Below are 20,262 nucleotides of genomic sequence, written 5' to 3'. Positions count from 1 at the left end.
TGGTAGTTCTTTTTCGATTATATAAAATTATGGAGGTACATATGAAGACAATTTCTTTAGTTTATATCAGTTTGAGTGGCAATACTGAGAGTTTTGTGACACGCTTGAAAGACTATCTCTTGTCCCAGTACAAAGGGATTGATATCCAAAAGATTCATATCAAGGATTTGGTCAAGGAAGGCCAAGATTTCTATGAAATGGACCATCCCTATGTCGCTTTTTTGCCGACCTACCTCGAAGGTGGGAATGGCGTGGATAACGGAGATGTTGAGATTTTGACGACACCCGTTGGGGATTTTATCGCCTATGGTGACAATGCTAGTAAGTGTTTTGGCGTGGTTGGTTCCGGTAACCGCAATTTTAACAATCAATACTGCCTAACAGCCAAGCAGTATAGCCAGCGCTTTGGCTTCCCGGCCCTAGCAGACTTTGAAATGCGTGGTACGCTGGGAGATATCAAACATGTCGCAGCAATTCTTGCGGAGTTGTATGAGTTAGAGACAAAAAAATAAAGTAGTACTGATGAGGAGCAGTTGAGATTTTCAACTGCTTTTTGTGTATACAAAAAGCACCCCCTAAGGATGCCATTTTATAAACTATCCTGCTTTTCCGATGGCAAGTGCATAGATAAAGAAGATAGCGAAGCCAAAGAGAAAAATCAATCCTGCGATAGCGAGGAGTTTTAGCCAAGAAGGAAGAGGTTTATTTTCACGTGTCACCAATACATAGTTCAAAAGAGCGAAGAATGGTGTTGTCAGGAAAGAACCGATCATGGCGAAGCGGAGCATGGTTGAAACCTGACCAGCAAAGAACTTGATGATGACGATACCGATGATAGCGGTAATGGTCATCCAGATGTTCAAAGATTTGCTATCATCCTCTTTTTGACTTAGCAAGAGTCGTAGGGAAACCTGATTAACGCGAGAATAGCCATCGATAACAGTAATGACTGTTCCAAAGATACAGAGAAAGGCGATAAAGGTAATCAAATAACGGGACCATTCTCCAAGAACAGAGGCATACATACCCACGAATTGAGAAATGTATTTGGCTGAAGCAGCTTCAACTGCCTGCCCTGTAGGATACTGAATGAGTGCTCCGAGTGCTACAAAGAAGACAGCTAGGATAGCAGTCCCAATGTAACCAACATTAAAGTCGAAAAGAGCGTCTGCTGTATTAAAGTTGACAGTCTTTTTCTTTTCAGCAGACCAGAGTGAGTTGATGGCTGAAATTTCAATAGGAGCAGGCATCCATCCTAGGAGGGAAACGATAAAAGGGAGGGCTGCCATTTGCCAAGGTGTCTTCTCGACAAAATCAGAGCTGTATTCTGGATGCTTAATTGCTGCAATGATAACTGCAAGAACTGTTGCAATGGTCAAAGAGGACATGATCCATTTTGCCATACCATCCAATAGTTTATAGCCACCAAAGAGTAGCATGCCCCAAATGACCGCAACAAGGATAAGGGACCATTGAGTGATGCTCAGACCGATCATTGGAAAAGCGCTAGCGATGATGGCTGAGCAAAGGATAGCGACCCCGGCTGTGTTGACCATAGCAGAAAAGACATTGAGGATAAAGAAAATCCAGAGATAGAACTTGCCTTTTTCAGCGTAGCCTTCGACCAAGGTTTTACCAGTATCGGTAGTATATTCTGCACCAAAACGGAAAAATGGATATTTAAAAACATTGGCCAAGATAACCAAGAGGAGTAGTGACCAACCATAAGAACCACCAGCTTGAGTGGAGGATACGATGTGAGAACCTCCAACGGCGGCAGAAGCCATTAGGATACCTGGCCCCATTGCCTTTAGTTTGCTTGTCCAGGTTGACTGGTTTGATAAAGTAACTTGTGACATAATAGATGCTCCCGTTTTTGAATTTTCAGAATAATCTGAATAGGTAGCTTCTATTCTACAAAAAACTTAAAAGAAATGCAAGAATATTTTGAAAAAAGTTAGAAAATCCTGAAAAATTTACAAAAATCATATAAGAATAACTGTGGCTGTTTCAAGGGGATGATGACTAGGGCGAATAAAAATCCGAGAAGTTTTCTTCTCGGATTTTGGTCATTTTAATTGATCTGTGATGTCTTTTGATAGCAAGATTCCTAGATGGTAAGTTTTATTGATGTAAGCAATGACATCATTGATGTTTTCAGTCTTGTGAATTTTCTCTTTGATGTCAGCCTTAAATATTTCATCCTTCAAGAGTTGCTCTTGGTAGAGCTTTTGAAGTCTTTCCTTCTCGTACTTATTGAGCAGAAAAAGGAACACCAAGCTAATTACAACGAGGATATAAGCATATTGGCTCATAGGAAATCTCCTTGTATGATAAAGAAATAGTAGTGAATAGGTCGAATTAGTGAAGCGCCTAACCAAATCACCATAGTTACGACGTCATGTTCTCTAAATCGATTATATTTAGAGAACATGACTAGTGAAGCAGTTAGCTAGTCCGTATATAAGTGGCTAGCGTCTAACAATTAGGAACTTTAGTTCCAATTGTTAGTACTGAATCACATCTTCTCTGGCGCTTCCACTCCAAGCAAGCGAAGGGCTTCTTTGAGAACGACTGCAGTTGCGCAGCTGAGAGCTAGACGGCTGTCGCGTTCTGGGCTTTCATCCAAGATGCGTGTATGTGCATAGTACTTGTTGAAGGCTTGGGCCAAACTAATCGCAAATTTCGCAATGATAGAAGGTTCAAAGTTATCCGCCGCACGGTTGATAATACGTGGGAAGTCTTGGATGAGTTTAATGATTTCCCAGCTTTCAGTATCATTCAAGCTATAGTTGCCAGCTGTTTCAGGTTTGAAATCCGCTTTACGTAAGATAGATTGGATACGAGCGTAAGCGTATTGAACGTAAGGTCCAGTTTCACCTTCGAAGGATACCATAGCCTCTAGGTCGAAGTCATATCCGTTTGTACGGTCGGTCTTGAGGTCATAGAATTTTATGGCTCCAACTCCAACAGCATGAGCTACCTGATTTTTATTTTCTAGTTCAGGATTTTTAGCTTCGATTTGGGCCTTGGCACGGCTAACAGCCTCTGCAATAGTAGGCTCTAGCAAGATGACATTCCCTTTACGAGTAGAGAGTTTTTTCCTTTCTTTTGTAACCAAACCACAAGGAACGTGAGTAATGTCGTCACTCCAGTCGTAGCCCATCTCTTGCAAAACAGCCTTGAGTTGTTTAAAGTGGGCAGATTGCTCTTGACCAACGACATAGATAGATTTAGCAAATTGATATTCGTTTTTACGGTAAAGGGCAGCGGCCAAGTCACGTGTGATGTAGAGAGTTGCACCGTCAGATTTCTTGATAAGAGCTGGGTGTTCAATTCCATATTTTTCAAGATTCACAACTTGGGCACCTTCTGATTCAACAAGAAGGCCTTTTTCAGAAAGGATATCTACAACTGCATCCATCTTGTCATTGTAGAAGGCTTCCCCGTTGTAGCTGTCGAATTCAACCTGCAATTCATTGTACAGGCGGTTAAATTCCACCAAACTTTCATCACGGAACCATTGCCAAAGTGCGAGAGCTTCCTCGTCTCCATTTTCAAGTTTACGGAACCATTCGCGTGCTTCTTCATCCAAGCTAGGGTCATTTTCAGCTTCAGCGTTGATGCGGACATAGAGTTTAAGAAGTTCATCGATTGGATGAGCTTTTACAGCTTCTTCGTCGCCCCATTTTTTGTAGGCAACAATCAACATCCCAAACTGTTTACCCCAGTCTCCCAAATGGTTGACCTTGACTGTTTGATAACCGATTTTTTGGAAAATATGTGATAAGCTATCTCCGATAACAGTTGAGCGCAGGTGACCAATAGAGAATGGTTTAGCGATATTGGGACTAGACATATCGATAACAACATTTTCTTGTTTACCAATATTTTGATCAGCATAGTGTTCTTTTTGAGTGATAACAGATTGCAATACTTGAGCAGAAATGGCAGATTTATCAAGGAAAAAGTTAACGTAAGATCCTGTTGCAACAACTTTTTCAAAGGCTTGGCTGTTAATTCTTTCAGCCAGTTCAGCAGCAATCATTTGAGGTGCTTTACGTTCGACTTTTGCAAGAGAAAAAGCAGGGAAAGCAATGTCTCCCATTTCTGAGTTTTTAGGGGTTTCCAGTAAATTTAAAATAGCCTCTTGGTCCAGGCTATCAATGACGCTAGCCAATTCGCTAGCAATCAATTCTTTTGTATTCATTAAGAGCTCCTTTTTGGACTTTTCTACTATTTTATCACAATTTTAAAGAAAGAAGAAAAAATTTTTGAAATCTCCTATTTTTTTGGTATAATATAGTTATAAAAATAGTTATAAATATTCACATAAGAGGATTTTATGAGAAAAAGAGATCGTCATCAGTTAATAAAAAAAATGATTACTGAGGAGAAATTAAGTACACAAAAAGAAATTCAGGATCGGTTGGAGGCACACAATGTCTTTGTGACGCAGACAACCCTGTCTCGTGATTTGCGCGAAATCGGCTTGACCAAGGTCAAGAAAAATGATATGGTGTATTATGTACTAGCAAATGAGACAGAAAAGATTGATTTGGTGGAATTTTTGTCTCATCATTTAGAAGGTGTTGCAAGAGCAGAGTTTACCTTGGTGCTTCATACCAAATTGGGCGAAGCCTCTGTTTTGGCAAATATTGTAGATGCAAATAAGGATGAATGGATTTTAGGAACAGTTGCTGGTGCCAATACCTTATTGGTCATTTGTCGAGACCAGCACGTTGCCAAACTCATGGAAGATCGTTTGCTAGATTTGATGAAAGATAAGTAAGGTCTTGGGAGTTCCTCTCAAGACTTATTTTTGACAAGGAGAGACGGAAAATGGCGACAGAAAAGCTATCACCCGGCATGCAACAGTATGTGGATATTAAAAAGCAATATCCAGATGCCTTTTTGCTTTTCCGTATGGGTGATTTTTATGAATTATTTTATGAGGATGCGGTCAATGCTGCGCAGATTCTGGAAATTTCCTTAACTAGTAGGAATAAAAATGCAGAAAATCCGATTCCTATGGCGGGTGTTCCCTATCATTCTGCCCAACAGTACATTGATGTCTTGATTGAGCAGGGCTATAAGGTAGCTATCGCAGAGCAGATGGAAGATCCTAAACAAGCAGTTGGGGTTGTGAAACGAGAGGTTGTTCAGGTCATTACACCTGGGACAGTGGTCGATAGTAGTAAGCCGGATAGTCAGAATAATTTTTTGGTTGCCATAGACCGTGATGGTAATCAATTCGGCCTGGCTTATATGGACCTGGTGACGGGTGACTTTTATGTGACAGGTCTTTTGGATTTCACGCTGGTTTGTGGGGAAATTCGTAACCTCAAGGCTCGAGAAGTGGTGCTGGGCTATGACTTGTCTGAGGCAGAAGGACAGATTCTCAGTCGCCAGATGAATCTGGTGCTTTCTTATGAGAAAGAAGGCTTTGAGGACCTTCATTTACTGGATTCACGATTGGCAGCTGTGGAGCAAGCGGCCTCTAGTAAGCTACTTCAGTATGTCCATCGAACCCAGATGAGGGAATTGAATCATCTCAAACCTGTTATCCGCTATGAAATCAAAGATTTCTTGCAGATGGATTATGCGACCAAGGCTAGTCTGGATTTGGTTGAGAATGCCCGTTCAGGCAAGAAGCAAGGCAGTCTTTTTTGGCTTTTGGATGAAACCAAAACAGCTATGGGCATGCGTCTCTTGCGTTCTTGGATTCATCGTCCCCTGATTGATAAGGAGCGAATCGTCCAACGTCAAGAGGTAGTGCAGGTCTTTCTTGACCACTTCTTTGAGCGTAGTGATTTGACAGACAGTCTCAAAGGTGTTTATGACATCGAACGATTGGCTAGTCGGGTTTCTTTTGGTAAGACTAATCCAAAAGACCTCTTGCAGCTGGCGACTACCTTGTTCAGTGTGCCACGGATTCGTGCGATTTTAGAGGGGATGAAGAAACCTGCCCTGGACTACCTTATCGAACAGTTAGATGCCATCCCTGAGTTGGAGAGCTTGATTAGTGCTGCCATTGCTCCTGAAGCCCCTCACGTGATTACAGATGGGGGTATTATCCGGACGGGATTTGATGAGACTTTAGACAAGTACCGCCGAGTGCTCAGAGAAGGGACTAGCTGGATTGCTGAGATTGAGGCTAAGGAGAGAGAAAACTCGGGCATCAGCACGCTTAAGATTGATTACAATAAAAAGGATGGCTACTATTTCCATGTGACCAATTCGCAACTGGGAAATGTGCCAGCCCACTTTTTCCGCAAGGCGACGCTGAAAAACTCAGAACGTTTTGGAACTGAAGAATTAGCCCGTATCGAGGGCGATATGTTGGAGGCGCGTGAGAAGTCAGCCAATCTAGAATACGAAATCTTTATGCGTATTCGTGAGGAAGTCAGCAAGTACATCCAGCGTTTGCAGACTCTAGCCCAAGGAATTGCAACGGTTGATGTCTTGCAAAGTCTCGCAGTTGTGGCTGAAACCCAGCATTTGATTCGACCGGAGTTTGGAGACAATTCACAAATTGATATCCAAAAAGGGCGCCATGCTGTCGTTGAAAAGGTTATGGGGGCTCAGACCTACATTCCAAACAGTATCCAGATGTCAGAAGATACCAGTATTCAGCTAATCACAGGGCCAAACATGAGTGGAAAGTCTACCTACATGCGTCAGCTAGCCATAACAGCGGTTATGGCCCAGCTAGGCTCGTATGTGCCAGCAGAAAGTGCGCATTTGCCGATTTTTGATGCCATCTTTACCCGTATCGGAGCAGCCGATGATTTGGTTTCAGGCCAATCAACCTTCATGGTGGAGATGATGGAGGCCAACAATGCTATTTCGCATGCGACCAAGGATTCCTTGATTCTCTTTGATGAGTTAGGACGGGGAACTGCGACTTATGACGGGATGGCTCTGGCCCAGTCCATCATTGAATACATTCATGAACATATCGGAGCCAAGACCCTCTTTGCGACCCACTACCATGAGTTGACTAGCCTGGAGTCTAGTTTACAACACTTGGTCAATGTTCACGTGGCAACCTTGGAGCAGGATGGACAGGTCACCTTCCTTCACAAGATTGAACCAGGGCCAGCTGATAAATCCTACGGTATCCATGTTGCTAAGATTGCTGGTTTGCCAGCAGCACTTTTAGCAAGGGCGGATAAGATTTTGACTCAGCTAGAGAGTCAAGGAACAGAAAGTCCTGCTCCTATGAGACAAACAAGTGCCGTCACTGAACAGATTTCACTCTTTGATACGGCAGAAGAGCATCCTATCCTAGCAGAATTAGCTAAACTGGATGTTTACAACATGACACCTATGCAAGCTATGAATGTCTTGGTCGAGCTCAAACAAAAGTTATAAAAAGAATCCCACTCATGCATTTGCGAGTGGGATTTTTCTCTATTACTTTCTATGCTCCAAGAGTTGATTGATGTGGTCAACTTTTCTAGCTTCTCTTTTATAGAGAATAGCCCAGATGATGAGGTAGACAATTGTGAACTCAAGTATGAGCTGGAGATAGAAGGTCCAGTGGAAGGGGAACCAACCAGCCAGAGTTGCTAATGGGATAAAGCCTACTAGCATGAGGAAAAAATGAGTCAGAGTGGCACGAAGCATGCTCCAGTCACGGCTGAATAAGCGGTTGCCAAAGTTGAAGAGCATACCGATAGCTGCCCAAATAAGTGTACAGTAGAGCAAGACCAGGGCACCGTGAACCTGATGCTGAGCCATCACTTGGCCGATGAGAGAGTAGGGATTTAGTGGGGAATAAGTACTCGGTGCATAAATGAGTGAAAAGAGGATAGAGAGGATGAGACCGATGAGGACACCAGCAGCTGCGTCGTGAAATACTTGTTTTTTCATAGTTCTAATTTCTCCTTGATGGTTTTTAGGTAGCGGCGTGAAGAGTAGGTGAAACTTTCGTTTTTTAAGAAAATTTCAACCAGACCGTTGGGCGTGAGCTTGAGATGAGAGATGGAGTTGATATTGACGATTTCTGATTGGGAAATTTGGATAAAAGTGGTCGGTAGAATTTCAAAAACTTGATAGAGCCGCAAATCAACGCTGTAGGTCTGAGATGCAGTTTCTGCTAGAACCTTTCGATTCTCGATATAGAAGCGTTGAATATTGCCAATCTCAACTAGATAGACTTGATCTTCGATTTTCCCTTTAATTTTTTCTTTGAGATCCAGATTTTCTGCAAATTCAATGACTTTCTGGACTTTTTCGGTTTCTCGAGATGCTTGGACAATCAGTTTTTCCTCCTCGTAAGTTTCACTAATTTGTAGCTCTACTTTCATAAATTTCTCTCCTTGTCTTTCATACAAAATTGTGATCACTTCTTGTACGCCTTTATTAATACTCTTCAAAAATCAAATTCAAACCACGTCAGCGCCGTCTTGCCGTACTAAAGTACTGTCTGCGCCTAGCTTTCTAGTTTGCTCTTTGATTTTTATTGAGTATACCACTATTTTATGCCCCCTGGCAAGGGACTTTGTCTATGTGGAGGGATTTGGAGTCTATGTGGCGCTTGATTTTTCTGTCCTATTTGAAATATGGTATAATAGCACTAATCAATTGCTAGGAAAATAGATACAGAAAGGGGCTGGAAGAACTAGGGGAACAGTTGGAATTAGAAGGTGATAGGTATGAAAAGTGGCGTTGAAGCTGGATAAGTTTATAAAGCGTTTGAATGAAGAAATGGAAAGTAAATAAGTTGACGATGAATTATAAAAATATATTTTATCTACAATTTGCATCTTTTGAATCATTGATTTGAATTTTAGATTTAATCATGTTACAATTAAAACTGAAATCAAATAGAAGAGGAAGATGCAAACGTGGGTACACTATTAGCAACAAGATTAAAAAATAGACGGAAAGAATTAAAAATGTCTCAGCGAGAACTAGCTGAAGGTATCTGTAAACAGGGGCAAATCAGTCGATTAGAGAGCGGAGAGTTTACCCCTGGAGCAGATTTCCTGCATGCCCTTGCTAAGAAGTTAAAAGTCAGTATGGATTATTTTTTTGATGAGCAGGTTGTAGAGAAAGTTGAGGAGTTATCAGAATTTAAGAAATTAGCACAGACCTTTATTACAAATCGCAATTATGAGTCTTTGAAATATATATATGAATTGGAGAATGTGAAAGCTCACCGCCTATCTTTAGCAGATAAAATCTACATGGAATGGATAAAATCTCTGATAGATTTTTATTTTTACGGACAGAAAGAAGATGCGATTGTACGATTAGAGGGGGTATTATCACAGTTAAGTGTATCTGATTTGAACTATCTCCAAGTTTCAAACACCCTATTCAATTTTTACTATGATATTGGAGATTTAGACCGTTTCAATAAAATTCGTGAAAAACTAGAGTATCAAGTAAATCAACTCAATTTGAGTACAATCGAAGAGTTAGAGCTATCTATTAAGTTTAACTACAACGTTTGTCGTTATCTATGGTTACAGAAAAATATTGAAGAAGCTATTACTAAAATCACAGCTACGATAAAACAATGTAAGGCTTACAGAACGAATTATCTTTTGGCTGATTTGTATTTATTAATGGGAAATGTAAGTGAAAATTTTTCTTCTAAAAGTTCAGTGAAAGAATATTTTGAGACAGCATATTTCCTATACAAACTTGAGGAGAACATGTCAATGACTCTGAAAGTTGAGCATTACATTGCAGATATAACAGAATAATGCATACGGTGTTCAAGTGAGCACCATTTTTTAAATTCAATCAAGATACAAAAACGTATATATAAAAAAATAATAAAAAAAGATTATAAAATACTTGACAAGTTAATTTTGAAGTGATAAAATAAATGCAAGAAAACAAAAGGAGAGGTATATGAGAAGTTTGTTTAGGAAAATAGTTGCTGTATTAGCTATTGGCTTAATTCTGTTGGGACTTACGAGAACACCTCAAGTTCATAAGATGGCTAGAGGGATTGATCCTGGTCCTGCGAATGGAAAAGTTCTCTAACTGTTCAGACTAATCTATAATGACATTATGAGGTTTGATAAGATTTCTCCTCACCGGATAAAAATCTTAAATTTTATAATAGAGGGAGAAATTAAATTGAAGTTTAAGAAGAAGAGCTTAAAGCCTAAGAAAATTCGTTTTGTACTAGGTTACAATGGCGGTGATAAATAAGTACAAGTATGTATTTGTTTTTATTAAGAATCTAAGATTAAATCTTAGATTCTTAATTTTTTATTAGATTTTATAATATTTATTCTAAAAATAATAGACAAGTATAATTTATATTATATGATATACTCATCTGATTTACTTTTAAGCTACTTAGTTGAAAACGAAAAATTGATCAGAATTCGTTAGATTTCAGTAAATCTGGATAATTATTGTATTGAGTATGAATATTTTGAAAAAAGAAGAATTTTATGTATTTGGAGAAGAAAATGCAAATATTAATTTCTGAAGTAAATGTAACTAGTTTTGGAATTACAAGAGAAATTTTAAAGAAAATGGATTTTAATTTCTCAAAAATGGGTAGCGAAGAAGCTAAATTTTTAATTTTTCCAGAGTTACCTAGAGGAGGTGAGCTAAGTTTAACTGCTCGTCAAAGTTATGATAGCCAGTTAAGGTATTCGATGTTACCTAGAGTTGAGGACATCATGAAGAAAATTGTAAATCAACTTAGAGAACATTTAAAAATTTTAGACATTGAGCTGAGTGATTTAAGTTATTTATCAGAAGGTGATCAATTCATATTAAAGGAACTATCAAGTCATGTAAAAATAAATATTAAAATTACTCCAATAAAAAAAAATACGTTATGTATATGAAGATATCTTTCTCAATCAATCAGCAGAGGAATTACATGAATTAGGATTAAAATATTTATCAGCAGGTGATTTATGGGCTTCTAAAAAAATATTTACTTACTTAGTAAATAAATATGATAATAGACGAGATGTTTTCAAATTAGCTACAACTTATAATATGTTATTGGAAACAGAAAAAGCAGAATACTACTACAACCTATACAAACATGATGGAAAAGTTGACCATATTGTGGCAGCAAACTATATGCTTGCAATGCTCTATGCACGCCATCATCCTAAATACCTTCAAGATGATCAAAAAGCTATTGTATTATTGAATGAAGCGTATGATTTAATTAAAGATAAAGTGACATTAGAGAGTATTTTTAATCGAAATGGGTATGCCCTACTATTATTTAAAACGGGCAAAGTAGAGGAAACAATCATATTATTAAAACGTTGTTTAAATCAAATAAAACAATTAGATACCTCTAGTTCTTCGGTTGTTCTTCATGAAAGTGTACTTTGGTTTAATTTATATCAGTGCTATGTCACTATAGGTGACAATAGTAATTCTCGGAAAACTTTTTATATTTTGAAAAATATGGATCCGCTTTTTATTGAGTACTATCTAGAATATTCTAGAAATCTTTTAGAGACAGATGTCGAAAATTTTCTAGAATTTATAGAAAGTATGCCACATCATTCTAATAATTTTGCTGAAAAATATTCGCTCCTAGGCTACTATTTTAGAGGTACTGCGAAATCATTAGAATATTTTAGTAAAGCTTTTGAATTGTCAAATAGAACGTTTTCTTTTTGGTACGATATAACTTATGAACTAACGGAGTTTAATCTTTACAATGAAGCATACAATAATTTACCTTTATTGAATAATAAATTGTATGAGCTGAATGATGAAGATTTACTAAATTATATTTTAATTTCGGCAGAAATTTTTTATAATTTAGACAGGTTGGCTGAATTTAAACGAACTATAGAGATTGGGCACAGAATTTTTCCTGACTCAGAAAGTATTAAAGAAATTATAGAGAATGCCGAATGAAAAGATATAAAACTCTATTTATAAAGTATCCTGATTCCTTCCAGTTTTTAGTTTTTAATATTCTGTTTTATTTATCAATGTCACTTTCTAGGAGTGTTCATTCAATTTGGTTTGATTTGAATGGAAGTTTACTGAATTATAGTATTTCATATTCAGCAATGGCTTTTTCAGGAATGTTTGCTGGAATTCTAGGCAGAAGAATCAATTATTTTAATTTAAGAAATCTGATAAGAATAGGAGTAATACTATATTCTATCGGTTTATTATTGAGATTATTTCCTAATGATTGGTTGATATCATTAATCTCTGGTCTTATCTCAGGTATTGGAGCGGCAACAATAATTCTTTTATTGCGAACATGGGCTGTCGGAATAGGAAAAGAAAAAGACAGAGTAGTTACGATTTCCTTAAAAAGATTTTCCAGCAGTTTAGGAACTTCTATTGGAGGGATATTGTCAGGCATTTTGCTATATTGCTTAATATATTTTTTTCATAGTATGGCGTATCCTATTGTTTTAGCTTCGGCAAGTATGCTATGTTTAGTAACTTTCTTTTGTATTCCTAAAATTGACAGTTTTGTTGATAAGAGTGAAAGAGCAGAAAGAATCTTAGAATCTAGTAATTACATGAAAAAGAGAATAATCTTTTTTGGTATCTTCTCAGGTTTAATTGCTAGTATATTTTCTCCTTATCTACCCGTTATTTTAAGACGTCAAGAAATATCAGAAGTTTTTATTGGGCCTGTTCTAACTATTTTAAGTCTATTAACAATTTACTTCTCTTCCATATTTTCAAGTAGAAAAGTAGATAATCATAAACAAGGATATTATACTTTGTCCGAGTTATTGATTTCGATACTTACTTTATTATTTAGTTTTCATTTAAAATATTATTTAGTAATAACTATATTGATTATTAGAGTATTTTTTGTAAACCTATCATCAATTACACAAGAGTTAATGGAATTATCAATTTATCCAAAGGAAAAAATTTCATATTTCTACGGCATTTCTCAAACTTCCTATTTTATAGGTGATACTCTGGGAGGATTTATTGGAGGTTGGCTATTTAACCAAGATATGAAATACAGTATTTATTTGTTTTCTGTGTTATTATTATTCAACGCTGTGTTATTTAACAGATTTTACTTACGGAATAATAAAAATTCTTAAGGGCGCCTCTAAAAAACAGAAGATTAAAATACAGTAAAAAAATCAACTAAAATAGTCCCAAAGTAAAGAAATACTTGAACCTATTTTAGCTGGTTTTCTTTTTTTCTCACCTCTAATTAAGGATTATTCTATTTTAGGGTATACTCCCCCATGTTTTCAACCCTAATCATTGGATTTGTTCGAAACGACAGATATTATACAACAAATTTGTCAAAATCACATTCGTTTTTGTACGCGCTAATCCAATTCCTCTAAAATGACTTCCTTTCATCGTATTTTTAATAACACCAAAAACATGTTCCACACGACAGCGGATACGAGAAATAGACTGATTGATACGCTTATCCAAATCAGTCAAGGTTTTATTTCGAAAAGCACTATCATCAAAGATCGGCACCTTACTCTCACACAACTCTTTCAAGACGCGAGAATCGTGAACATTGGCAGAAGTAATCTCAAATTTCTTGATTAGTTTTGATTTTTGGTCGATACTAATATTCAATGAAAATCAAAAAGCAAACTAGGAAGCTAGCCGCAGGTTGCTCAAAACACTGTTTTGAGGTTGCAGATAGAGTTGACGTGGTTTTAATTTGATTTCCAAAGAGCATAATATGATTTTTATAACCAAAGTAAGTTGGTTCTCCCTAGTCCATCCTGTATCCCTATCTTTTTGAGAACGCTTCGCTGTATTCCAATCTGTCGGAATCTTTCCTTGTTTGATTTGTTGATTCTCTTCTCGTGTATTGCGTTGTTTAGGGGATTCTACAAATGGGGCATCTGCTATCTGTCCCTGATGAGCTAATAAGCCTTTTTCTGCCAGTGTTAGATAAAATTGCTCAAATAATTCTTGTTCTTTCCCTGATTTGGTCAAGCGTTCTCTATACAACCAGATGGTTTTTGCATCATGGACTTTACATTCATCACAACCTGTGAAACGACGAAATGACAGACGATGAAAGAGTTGATATTCCATCGTATCATCTGATAAATTATGGAGATGTTGGATCAAGAGCACCTTAAATATCATGAAAAAATCATGCGGAGGGCGTCCGCCTTTTGATGGTTTCTAAAAATATTCTCAAGAATCGGTCTAAATTGCTCCCAATCCATTACCTTATCTAAGCCTTCCAATGGATTGCCCATTGAACTCAATTTTGATAGTGTTTGTTCATCATCTATAAAAAATTTCATCGCCTAGCCTAGCTTACCTCTATCTCTAGTATCTCATGTTTTACGATTTTTTGGGGTTTTTAGAGGTGCCCTTAAATTCGTTCATTAATGTTACGAGACTGGGCAAAAATTAGTTTCTAAATAAAACCACACAGTGATTTCAGTCTTGAATCCAATCAAACTGAAAGAAACACTATGTGGTTTTTGAATAGTGGATGTTTTAGAGGCTAGATTCTTGGTCAATTTGGTGAGATTCATGGTAATCGCCCAATAACGAGGTATATTGAAAAATCTACAGACTAGAGAACTCACTGATAGTTCCTAATCTGGAGATTTCTTATTTGCACTTTTCTTGTACAACTTTAGTCCATGGTAAATAAGCCTCTAAAACATCTTTATTTACGAGAGCCTCCTCGCCTAGATTTCTAGTTTGCTTTTTGATTTTTATTGAGTATACCACTATTTTACGACCTCTGGCAAGAGCTTTTGCCTATGTGGACAGATTTGGAGTCTATGTGGTGGAGCTTTTCTGTCCCATCTGAAATATGGTATAATAGCACTAATCAATTTCTAGGAAAATAGATACAGAAAGGGGCTGAAAGATGTCTCATATTATTGAATTGCCAGAGGTGCTGGCAAACCAGATAGCGGCAGGAGAGGTTATCGAACGTCCTGCCAGTGTGGTTAAAGAGTTGATAGAAAATGCCATTGATGCTGGCTCTAGCCAGATTATCATTGAGATTGAGGAAGCTGGTCTCAAGAAGATTCAAATCACAGATAATGGTCATGGAATTGCCCATGATGAGGTGGGATTGGCCCTGCGTCGTCATGCGACTAGTAAGATAAAAAATCAAGCAGACCTCTTTCGGATTCGGACGCTTGGTTTTCGTGGTGAAGCTCTGCCCTCTATTGCGTCTGTTAGTGTGCTGACTCTGTTGACGGCGATGGATGGCGCAAGCCACGGGACTAAGTTAGTAGCGCGTGGGGGAGAAGTCGAAGAAATTATCCCAGCGACCAGTCCTGTAGGAACCAAGGTTTGTGTGGAGGACCTTTTTTTCAACACGCCTGCCCGCCTCAAGTATATGAAGAGCCAGCAAGCGGAGCTGTCTCATATCATTGATATTGTCAACCGTCTGGGCTTGGCCCATCCTGAGATTTCTTTTAGTTTGATCAGTGATGGCAAGGAAATGACGCGGACAGCAGGTACTGGTCAACTGCGACAAGCTATTGCAGGGATTTACGGTTTGGCGAGTGCCAAGAAGATGATTGAAATTGAGAACTCTGACCTTGATTTCGAAATTTCAGGTTTTGTGTCCTTGCCTGAGTTGACTAGAGCCAACCGCAACTATATCAGCCTTTTCATCAATGGGCGATATATCAAGAACTTTCTACTCAACCGTGCTATTTTGGATGGTTACGGAAGTAAGCTCATGGTAGGTCGTTTTCCACTGGCTGTCATTCACATCCATATCGACCCTTATCTAGCGGATGTCAATGTGCATCCGACTAAGCAAGAGGTGCGGATTTCCAAGGAAAAAGAACTGATGGCGCTGCTTTCAGAAGCCATTTCCAATAGTCTCAAGGAACAAGCCCTGATTCCTGATGCCTTGGAAAATCTTGCCAAATCGACCGTGCACAATCGTCAAAAGGTGGAGCAAACTATTCTCCCACTCAAAGAAAATACGCTCTATTATGAGAAGGCTGAGCCTACAAGACCAAGTCAAGCTGAGGTGGCTGATTATCAGGTAGAATTGACTGATGAAGGGCAGGATTTACCCTTCTTTGCCAAGGAAACCTTGGACCAGTTGACCAAGCCAGCAAAACTGCATTTTGCAGAGAGAAAGCCTGCTAACTATGATCAACTAGACCATCCAGAGCTAGATTTAGCTAGTCTTGATAAGGTCTATGACAAGCTGGAGCGAGAAGAATCATCTAGCTTCCCAGAATTGGAATTTTTCGGACAGATGCATGGGACTTATCTCTTTGCCCAAGGGCGAGATGGGCTCTACATCATAGACCAACATGCGGCTCAGGAACGGGTCAAGTATGAGGAATATCGTGAAAGCATTGGCGATGTTGACCAGTGCCAGCAGCAACTCCTAGTGCCCTATATCTTTGAATTTCCAGCAGATGATGTCCTCCGTCTCAAGGAAAGAATGGCACTTTTGGAGGAAGTGGGTGTCTTTCTAGCAGAGTACGGGGAAAATCAATTCATCCTACGTGAACATCCTATTTGGATGGCAGAAGAAGAGATTGAATCAGGCATTTATGAAATGTGTGACATGCTGCTCTTGACCAAGGAGGTTTCTATCAATAAATACCGAGCAGAGTTGGCTATTATGATGTCCTGCAAGCGGTCTATCAAGGCCAACCATCGTATTGATGATCATTCAGCTAGACAGCTTCTCCATCAACTTTCTCAATGTGACAACCCCTATAACTGTCCCCATGGACGCCCTGTTTTGGTGCACTTTACCAAGTCAGATATGGAAAAGATGTTCCGACGCATTCAGGAAAATCACACCAGTCTTCGTGAGTTGGGGAAATATTAAACGAATACTCTTTGAAAATTTCTTCAAACCAGGTCAGCTCTATCTGCAACCTCAAAACAGTGTTTTGGGCAACCTGCGGCTAGCTTTCTAGTTTGCTATTTGATTTTCATTGAGCATAAAAGGAAAACTATGTACGAATATTTAAAAGGAATCATTACCAAAATTACTGCTAAATACATTGTTCTTGAAACCAACGGTATCGGCTATATCCTGCATGTGGCCAATCCTTATGCCTACTCAGGACAGGTCAATCAAGAAGCTCAAATTTATGTGTATCAGGTCGTGCGTGAGGATGCCCATCTGCTTTATGGATTTCGCTCAGAAGATGAGAAAAAGCTCTTTCTCAGTCTGATTTCGGTTTCTGGGATTGGTCCTGTATCAGCTCTGGCTATTATCGCTGCTGATGACAATGCTGGCTTGCTTCAAGCCATCGAAACCAAGAACATCACCTACTTGACCAAGTTTCCTAAAATTGGCAAGAAAACAGCCCAGCAGATGGTGCTGGACTTGGAAGGCAAGGTAGTTGTGGCTAGTGATGACCTTCCTGCCAAGGTCGCAGTGCAAATCAGCGCTGAGAACCAAGAACTGGAAGAAGCTATGGAAGCCATGTTGGCACTGGGCTACAAGGCGACTGAGCTCAAGAAAATCAAGAAATTCTTTGAAGGAACGACAGATACAGCTGAGAACTATATCAAGTCAGCCCTTAAGATGTTGGTCAAATAGGAGCAGAGCATGACAAAACGTTGTTCGTGGGTCAAGATGACCAATCCGCTCTACATCGCCTATCATGATGAGGAGTGGGGGAAGCCCCTCCATGATGACCAAGCATTATTTGAGTTGTTGTGTATGGAAACCTATCAGGCAGGCTTGTCTTGGGAAACAGTGCTCAACAAACGCCAGGCTTTCCGAAAAGTATTTCATGGCTATCAAATTCAAGCAGTCGCAGAGATGACCGACACCGAATTGGAAGCCTTGCTGGAGAATCCAGCTATCATCCGAAATAGAGCCAAGATTTTTGTTACACGCGCTAACGCCCAAGCCTTTCTACGACTACAGGCAGAGTACGGCTCTTTTGATGCCTATCTTTGGTCTTTTGTTGAGGGGAAAACGATCGTTAACGATGTTCCCGATTACCGCCAAGCCCCAGCTAAAACACCCTTGTCTGAAAAATTAGCCAAAGATCTCAAAAAACGAGGTTTCAAGTTCACAGGACCAGTTGCCGTCTTGTCTTTTCTACAAGCAGCAGGCCTAGTTGATGACCACGAAAATGATTGTGAGTGGAAAAGGAGAAATTAGTGAGTAAAAAGATAGAAGAAGTAAAGCAAGAGAAACGATCACGTGGGAAATTTAAACCAGAGATGCGTAATTTATCAGCTGATGAAGTAAGAGAGATATTATTGAAAAAAATCTCAGAAGAAGAACTTTCAGTCCCAGTTGATGAGAAGGATTATCAGTTTACTAGAAAATATTGATTATCGTAAGGATAAAGTAAATGTTGTGTCGCTATTTAGTGGTGCCGGAGGATTAGATTTAGGTTTAGAGTTGGCCGGATTGAGTAGCGTCGTGGGGGAAAGTAAAGCTTTAGAATATTTTAATTCAGATAAAGAAAAATTTAATCGCTATCGCTCTAAAAGTATTTTTCATACAGTTTATACAAATGATATGTTTAAAGAGGCGAATATGAGTTATAAATTGAATTTTCCTAATCATATCATTCAACATGAAAAAGATATCCGAAAAGTTGCATATTTTCCAAAGTGTCAGATGATGATTGGAGGGTTTCCTTGTCCAGGTTTTTCAGAAGCTGGACCACGTTTGATTGATGATCCTAGAAACTTTTTATACATTCATTTTATTAGAGCGCTTATCCAAACTCAACCAGAATTTTTTGTAGCAGAAAATGTCAAAGGAATGATGACGCTTGGAAAAGGAGAGGTTTTAAAACAAATTGTGGCAGATTTTGAAGCATCTGGCTATACAGTCACTGCTCATTTAGTAAATGCTAGAGATTACGGAGTTCCGCAATTAAGAGAACGTGTTTTCTTGATTGGTGTTCACAAAGAAAAGATTGAAAAGAAATATGGATTTTATTATCAACTTCCTACTCCTAGCCATGGCGAAACTAATGAAATCAATTTATTAGAAGAAAAATTACCTTTTGTGACGCTAGAAAATGCTATAGGTGATTTACGGAGTAATCCTGGTCCGTATTTTGAGGGAGAATACTCGACAATTTATATGAGTAGAAATCGAAAAAAAGCTTGGTCAGAGCAATCTTTCACAATTCAAGCCTCGGGTCGTCAAGCTCCACAGCATCCAGATGGTCAACCAATGACTAAAGTAGACAAAAATAAATGGATATTCAATGGTAGTGTGAATAGGAGATTATCTATAAAAGAAATTGCAAGGATACAAACATTTCCTGATTGGTTTGAATTTTCTGATGGAAATAATATGAAAATGAAGAAAAATGGAAGACTTGATAAGATTTACAAACAGATTGGGAATGCTGTTCCAGTGCTATTAGGAAAAGCTATTATGCAACCTATATCAGATTTTATATATAAAGAAATGTTAGAAAGGGAGTAATATGGCGAATATTTTAACTGCTGTTATAAATGTCATAAGAAGCCGTGAAGTTAATCTTAAACAGACTTATGTTAGCTCCAATAGAGCCAATTCAATGGGAGATGCTCTTGAACAATATGTTGTAGATAGTTTTGCTGACACAATTTTGGAGAGTGACGAAACAGAGAGGCTCTTGAAAGTAAATCAGGTATTTTCCTATTTGGGGAATGATTCGAATCCGCCTGATGCGATGTTGAGAGAAGGGGCGGCGATTGAAATTAAGAAAATTGAAACTCGGCATGCACATTTGCAACTTAACAGTTCAAGTCCTAAGGCGAGATTATATGTAGATGATGTTCGATTGAAGAAGTCTGCTCGAGAAGCTGAGAATTGGAGTGAAAAAGATTTTATCTATTCAATTGGATGGGTGAAGAATCAACAGTTGAAAGAATTAGCTTTAATAGATGCCTCGATTTATTGTGCAGATAAAGTTGTTTATCAAGATACATTTGAAAAAATAAAAGAAGGAATTGCGACTATTCCAGATATAAATTTTGCTCCTACAAACGAGCTTGGTCGCGTAAACAAAGTAGCCCCTTTAGGAATTACCAGTTTATGTATTCGAGGTATGTGGTTATTGGAAAATCCATTTGCTGTTTTTAATTACATCTATGAGCCGGTTCATGATAGAAATTTTAATTTGTTTGCTCTAGTATCTATTGAACATTTTGAGAAATTTAGTAATAAAGATCAATTACTGACTTTGATGGGAGAGGTACCAGAACTATCTGTTGTAGATGTAAAAGTTAAAAATCCTAATAATCCTGCCCAGCTGATTGATTGCAAAAAGATTACATTCTACATTTGATTGTGAGTGGAAAAGCGGTCATTAGTGAGTACAGGTAACTAGCATATCTGAGAAT

At 38.4% G+C, this 20,262-nt stretch carries 18 protein-coding genes and 2 pseudogenes; 13 read left to right on the top strand and 7 right to left on the bottom strand.

Annotated elements, in window-relative coordinates; all coding sequences use genetic code 11:
- Nucleotides 1-41 precede the first annotated feature (41 nt).
- The gene (nrdI, locus tag OVN21_RS04025) at nucleotides 42-512 is read left to right on the top strand and encodes a class Ib ribonucleoside-diphosphate reductase assembly flavoprotein NrdI (RefSeq protein WP_267247381.1); all 471 of its coding nucleotides are present in this window, start codon (nucleotides 42-44) and stop codon (nucleotides 510-512) included.
- A gap of 84 nt (nucleotides 513-596) precedes the next feature.
- Here the strand turns inward: nrdI and OVN21_RS04020 are convergent, their stop codons facing one another.
- The 3 genes from OVN21_RS04020 to argS form a co-directional block, all read right to left on the bottom strand.
- Nucleotides 597-1,859 carry an NRAMP family divalent metal transporter gene (locus OVN21_RS04020; RefSeq protein ID WP_267247380.1) on the bottom strand — a complete coding sequence of 421 codons (1,263 nt, stop codon included), beginning with the start codon at nucleotides 1,857-1,859 and terminating at the stop codon, nucleotides 597-599.
- A gap of 210 nt (nucleotides 1,860-2,069) precedes the next feature.
- The gene (locus OVN21_RS04015) at nucleotides 2,070-2,315 is read right to left on the bottom strand and encodes a MarR family transcriptional regulator (RefSeq protein WP_267247379.1); all 246 of its coding nucleotides are present in this window, start codon (nucleotides 2,313-2,315) and stop codon (nucleotides 2,070-2,072) included.
- 203 nt (nucleotides 2,316-2,518) lie between these two features.
- A complete protein-coding gene (argS, locus tag OVN21_RS04010) occupies nucleotides 2,519-4,210 on the bottom strand; it encodes an arginine--tRNA ligase (protein ID WP_267247378.1) in 1,692 nt (563 codons plus the stop codon).
- A 135-nt stretch (nucleotides 4,211-4,345) separates the two neighbouring features.
- Here argS and argR point away from each other — a divergent pair, with 135 nt between their 5' ends.
- Nucleotides 4,346-4,792, top strand: a complete 447-nt coding sequence (argR, locus tag OVN21_RS04005) for an arginine repressor (RefSeq protein ID WP_001231476.1) — start codon at nucleotides 4,346-4,348, stop codon at nucleotides 4,790-4,792.
- 50 nt (nucleotides 4,793-4,842) lie between these two features.
- Entirely contained in the window at nucleotides 4,843-7,377 is a 2,535-nt protein-coding gene (mutS, locus tag OVN21_RS04000; RefSeq protein ID WP_267247377.1) for a DNA mismatch repair protein MutS, read from the top strand.
- Nucleotides 7,378-7,419: 42 nt separating this feature from the next.
- Here the strand turns inward: mutS and OVN21_RS03995 are convergent, their stop codons facing one another.
- Entirely contained in the window at nucleotides 7,420-7,878 is a 459-nt protein-coding gene (locus OVN21_RS03995; protein ID WP_267247376.1) for a DUF3021 domain-containing protein, read from the bottom strand.
- Nucleotides 7,875-8,315 carry a LytTR family DNA-binding domain-containing protein gene (locus OVN21_RS03990; RefSeq protein WP_267247375.1) on the bottom strand — a complete coding sequence of 147 codons (441 nt, stop codon included), beginning with the start codon at nucleotides 8,313-8,315 and terminating at the stop codon, nucleotides 7,875-7,877. Before OVN21_RS03990 ends, OVN21_RS03995 begins: the two co-directional genes overlap by 4 nt.
- A 540-nt stretch (nucleotides 8,316-8,855) precedes the next feature.
- On the opposite strand from OVN21_RS03990, the gene OVN21_RS03985 reads away from it, so the two are divergent.
- The 4 genes from OVN21_RS03985 (at nucleotide 8,856) to OVN21_RS03970 (ending at nucleotide 13,049) form a co-directional block, all read left to right on the top strand.
- Complete coding sequence (locus OVN21_RS03985) at nucleotides 8,856-9,722, top strand: helix-turn-helix domain-containing protein (protein WP_267247374.1); 867 nt, start codon at nucleotides 8,856-8,858, stop codon at nucleotides 9,720-9,722.
- A gap of 723 nt (nucleotides 9,723-10,445) precedes the next feature.
- Nucleotides 10,446-10,832, top strand: coding sequence for a hypothetical protein (locus OVN21_RS03980; protein WP_257618700.1), 387 nt, complete (start codon nucleotides 10,446-10,448; stop codon nucleotides 10,830-10,832).
- 157 nt (nucleotides 10,833-10,989) lie between these two features.
- A complete protein-coding gene (locus OVN21_RS03975) occupies nucleotides 10,990-11,877 on the top strand; it encodes a hypothetical protein (protein WP_267247373.1) in 888 nt (295 codons plus the stop codon).
- On the top strand, nucleotides 11,874-13,049 hold the full coding sequence (locus tag OVN21_RS03970) for an MFS transporter (RefSeq protein WP_267247372.1): 1,176 nt from the start codon (nucleotides 11,874-11,876) through the stop codon (nucleotides 13,047-13,049). The genes OVN21_RS03975 and OVN21_RS03970 overlap by 4 nt, the downstream gene beginning before the upstream one ends.
- Before the next feature lie 166 nt (nucleotides 13,050-13,215).
- On the opposite strand, the pseudogene OVN21_RS11135 reads toward OVN21_RS03970, so the two are convergent.
- Both OVN21_RS11135 and OVN21_RS11130 read right to left on the bottom strand, forming a co-directional pair.
- A pseudogene (locus OVN21_RS11135) lies at nucleotides 13,216-13,545 on the bottom strand (transposase); the annotation flags it as partial.
- Between the two features lie 115 nt (nucleotides 13,546-13,660).
- Nucleotides 13,661-14,240: pseudogene (locus tag OVN21_RS11130) on the bottom strand (transposase); the annotation flags it as partial.
- 581 nt (nucleotides 14,241-14,821) lie between these two features.
- Here OVN21_RS11130 and mutL point away from each other — a divergent pair.
- The 6 genes from mutL to OVN21_RS03935 all read left to right on the top strand — a co-directional run bounded on the left by mutL (nucleotide 14,822) and on the right by OVN21_RS03935 (nucleotide 20,207).
- A complete protein-coding gene (gene mutL / locus OVN21_RS03960; RefSeq protein WP_267247371.1) occupies nucleotides 14,822-16,771 on the top strand; it encodes a DNA mismatch repair endonuclease MutL in 1,950 nt (649 codons plus the stop codon).
- A gap of 129 nt (nucleotides 16,772-16,900) precedes the next feature.
- The gene (gene ruvA / locus OVN21_RS03955; protein ID WP_267247370.1) at nucleotides 16,901-17,494 is read left to right on the top strand and encodes a Holliday junction branch migration protein RuvA; all 594 of its coding nucleotides are present in this window, start codon (nucleotides 16,901-16,903) and stop codon (nucleotides 17,492-17,494) included.
- Between the two features lie 9 nt (nucleotides 17,495-17,503).
- Nucleotides 17,504-18,067, top strand: coding sequence for a DNA-3-methyladenine glycosylase I (locus tag OVN21_RS03950; RefSeq protein WP_267247369.1), 564 nt, complete (start codon nucleotides 17,504-17,506; stop codon nucleotides 18,065-18,067).
- Entirely contained in the window at nucleotides 18,067-18,243 is a 177-nt protein-coding gene (locus tag OVN21_RS03945) for a hypothetical protein (protein WP_267247368.1), read from the top strand. Before OVN21_RS03950 ends, OVN21_RS03945 begins: the two co-directional genes overlap by 1 nt.
- The gene (locus tag OVN21_RS03940) at nucleotides 18,209-19,360 is read left to right on the top strand and encodes a DNA cytosine methyltransferase (protein ID WP_267247367.1); all 1,152 of its coding nucleotides are present in this window, start codon (nucleotides 18,209-18,211) and stop codon (nucleotides 19,358-19,360) included. Before OVN21_RS03945 ends, OVN21_RS03940 begins: the two co-directional genes overlap by 35 nt.
- A 1-nt stretch (nucleotide 19,361) precedes the next feature.
- Nucleotides 19,362-20,207: an NgoPII family restriction endonuclease gene (locus tag OVN21_RS03935; protein WP_267247366.1), complete on the top strand. Its 846-nt coding sequence runs from the start codon at nucleotides 19,362-19,364 to the stop codon at nucleotides 20,205-20,207.
- Nucleotides 20,208-20,262 lie beyond the last annotated feature (55 nt).

The sequence above is a fragment of the Streptococcus sp. Marseille-Q5986 genome (assembly GCF_946902915.1).
GTDB lineage: Bacteria > Bacillota > Bacilli > Lactobacillales > Streptococcaceae > Streptococcus.
The sequence above is the reverse complement of the archived record's forward strand: the minus strand, read 5'-3'. Positions and strand labels throughout refer to the sequence as shown.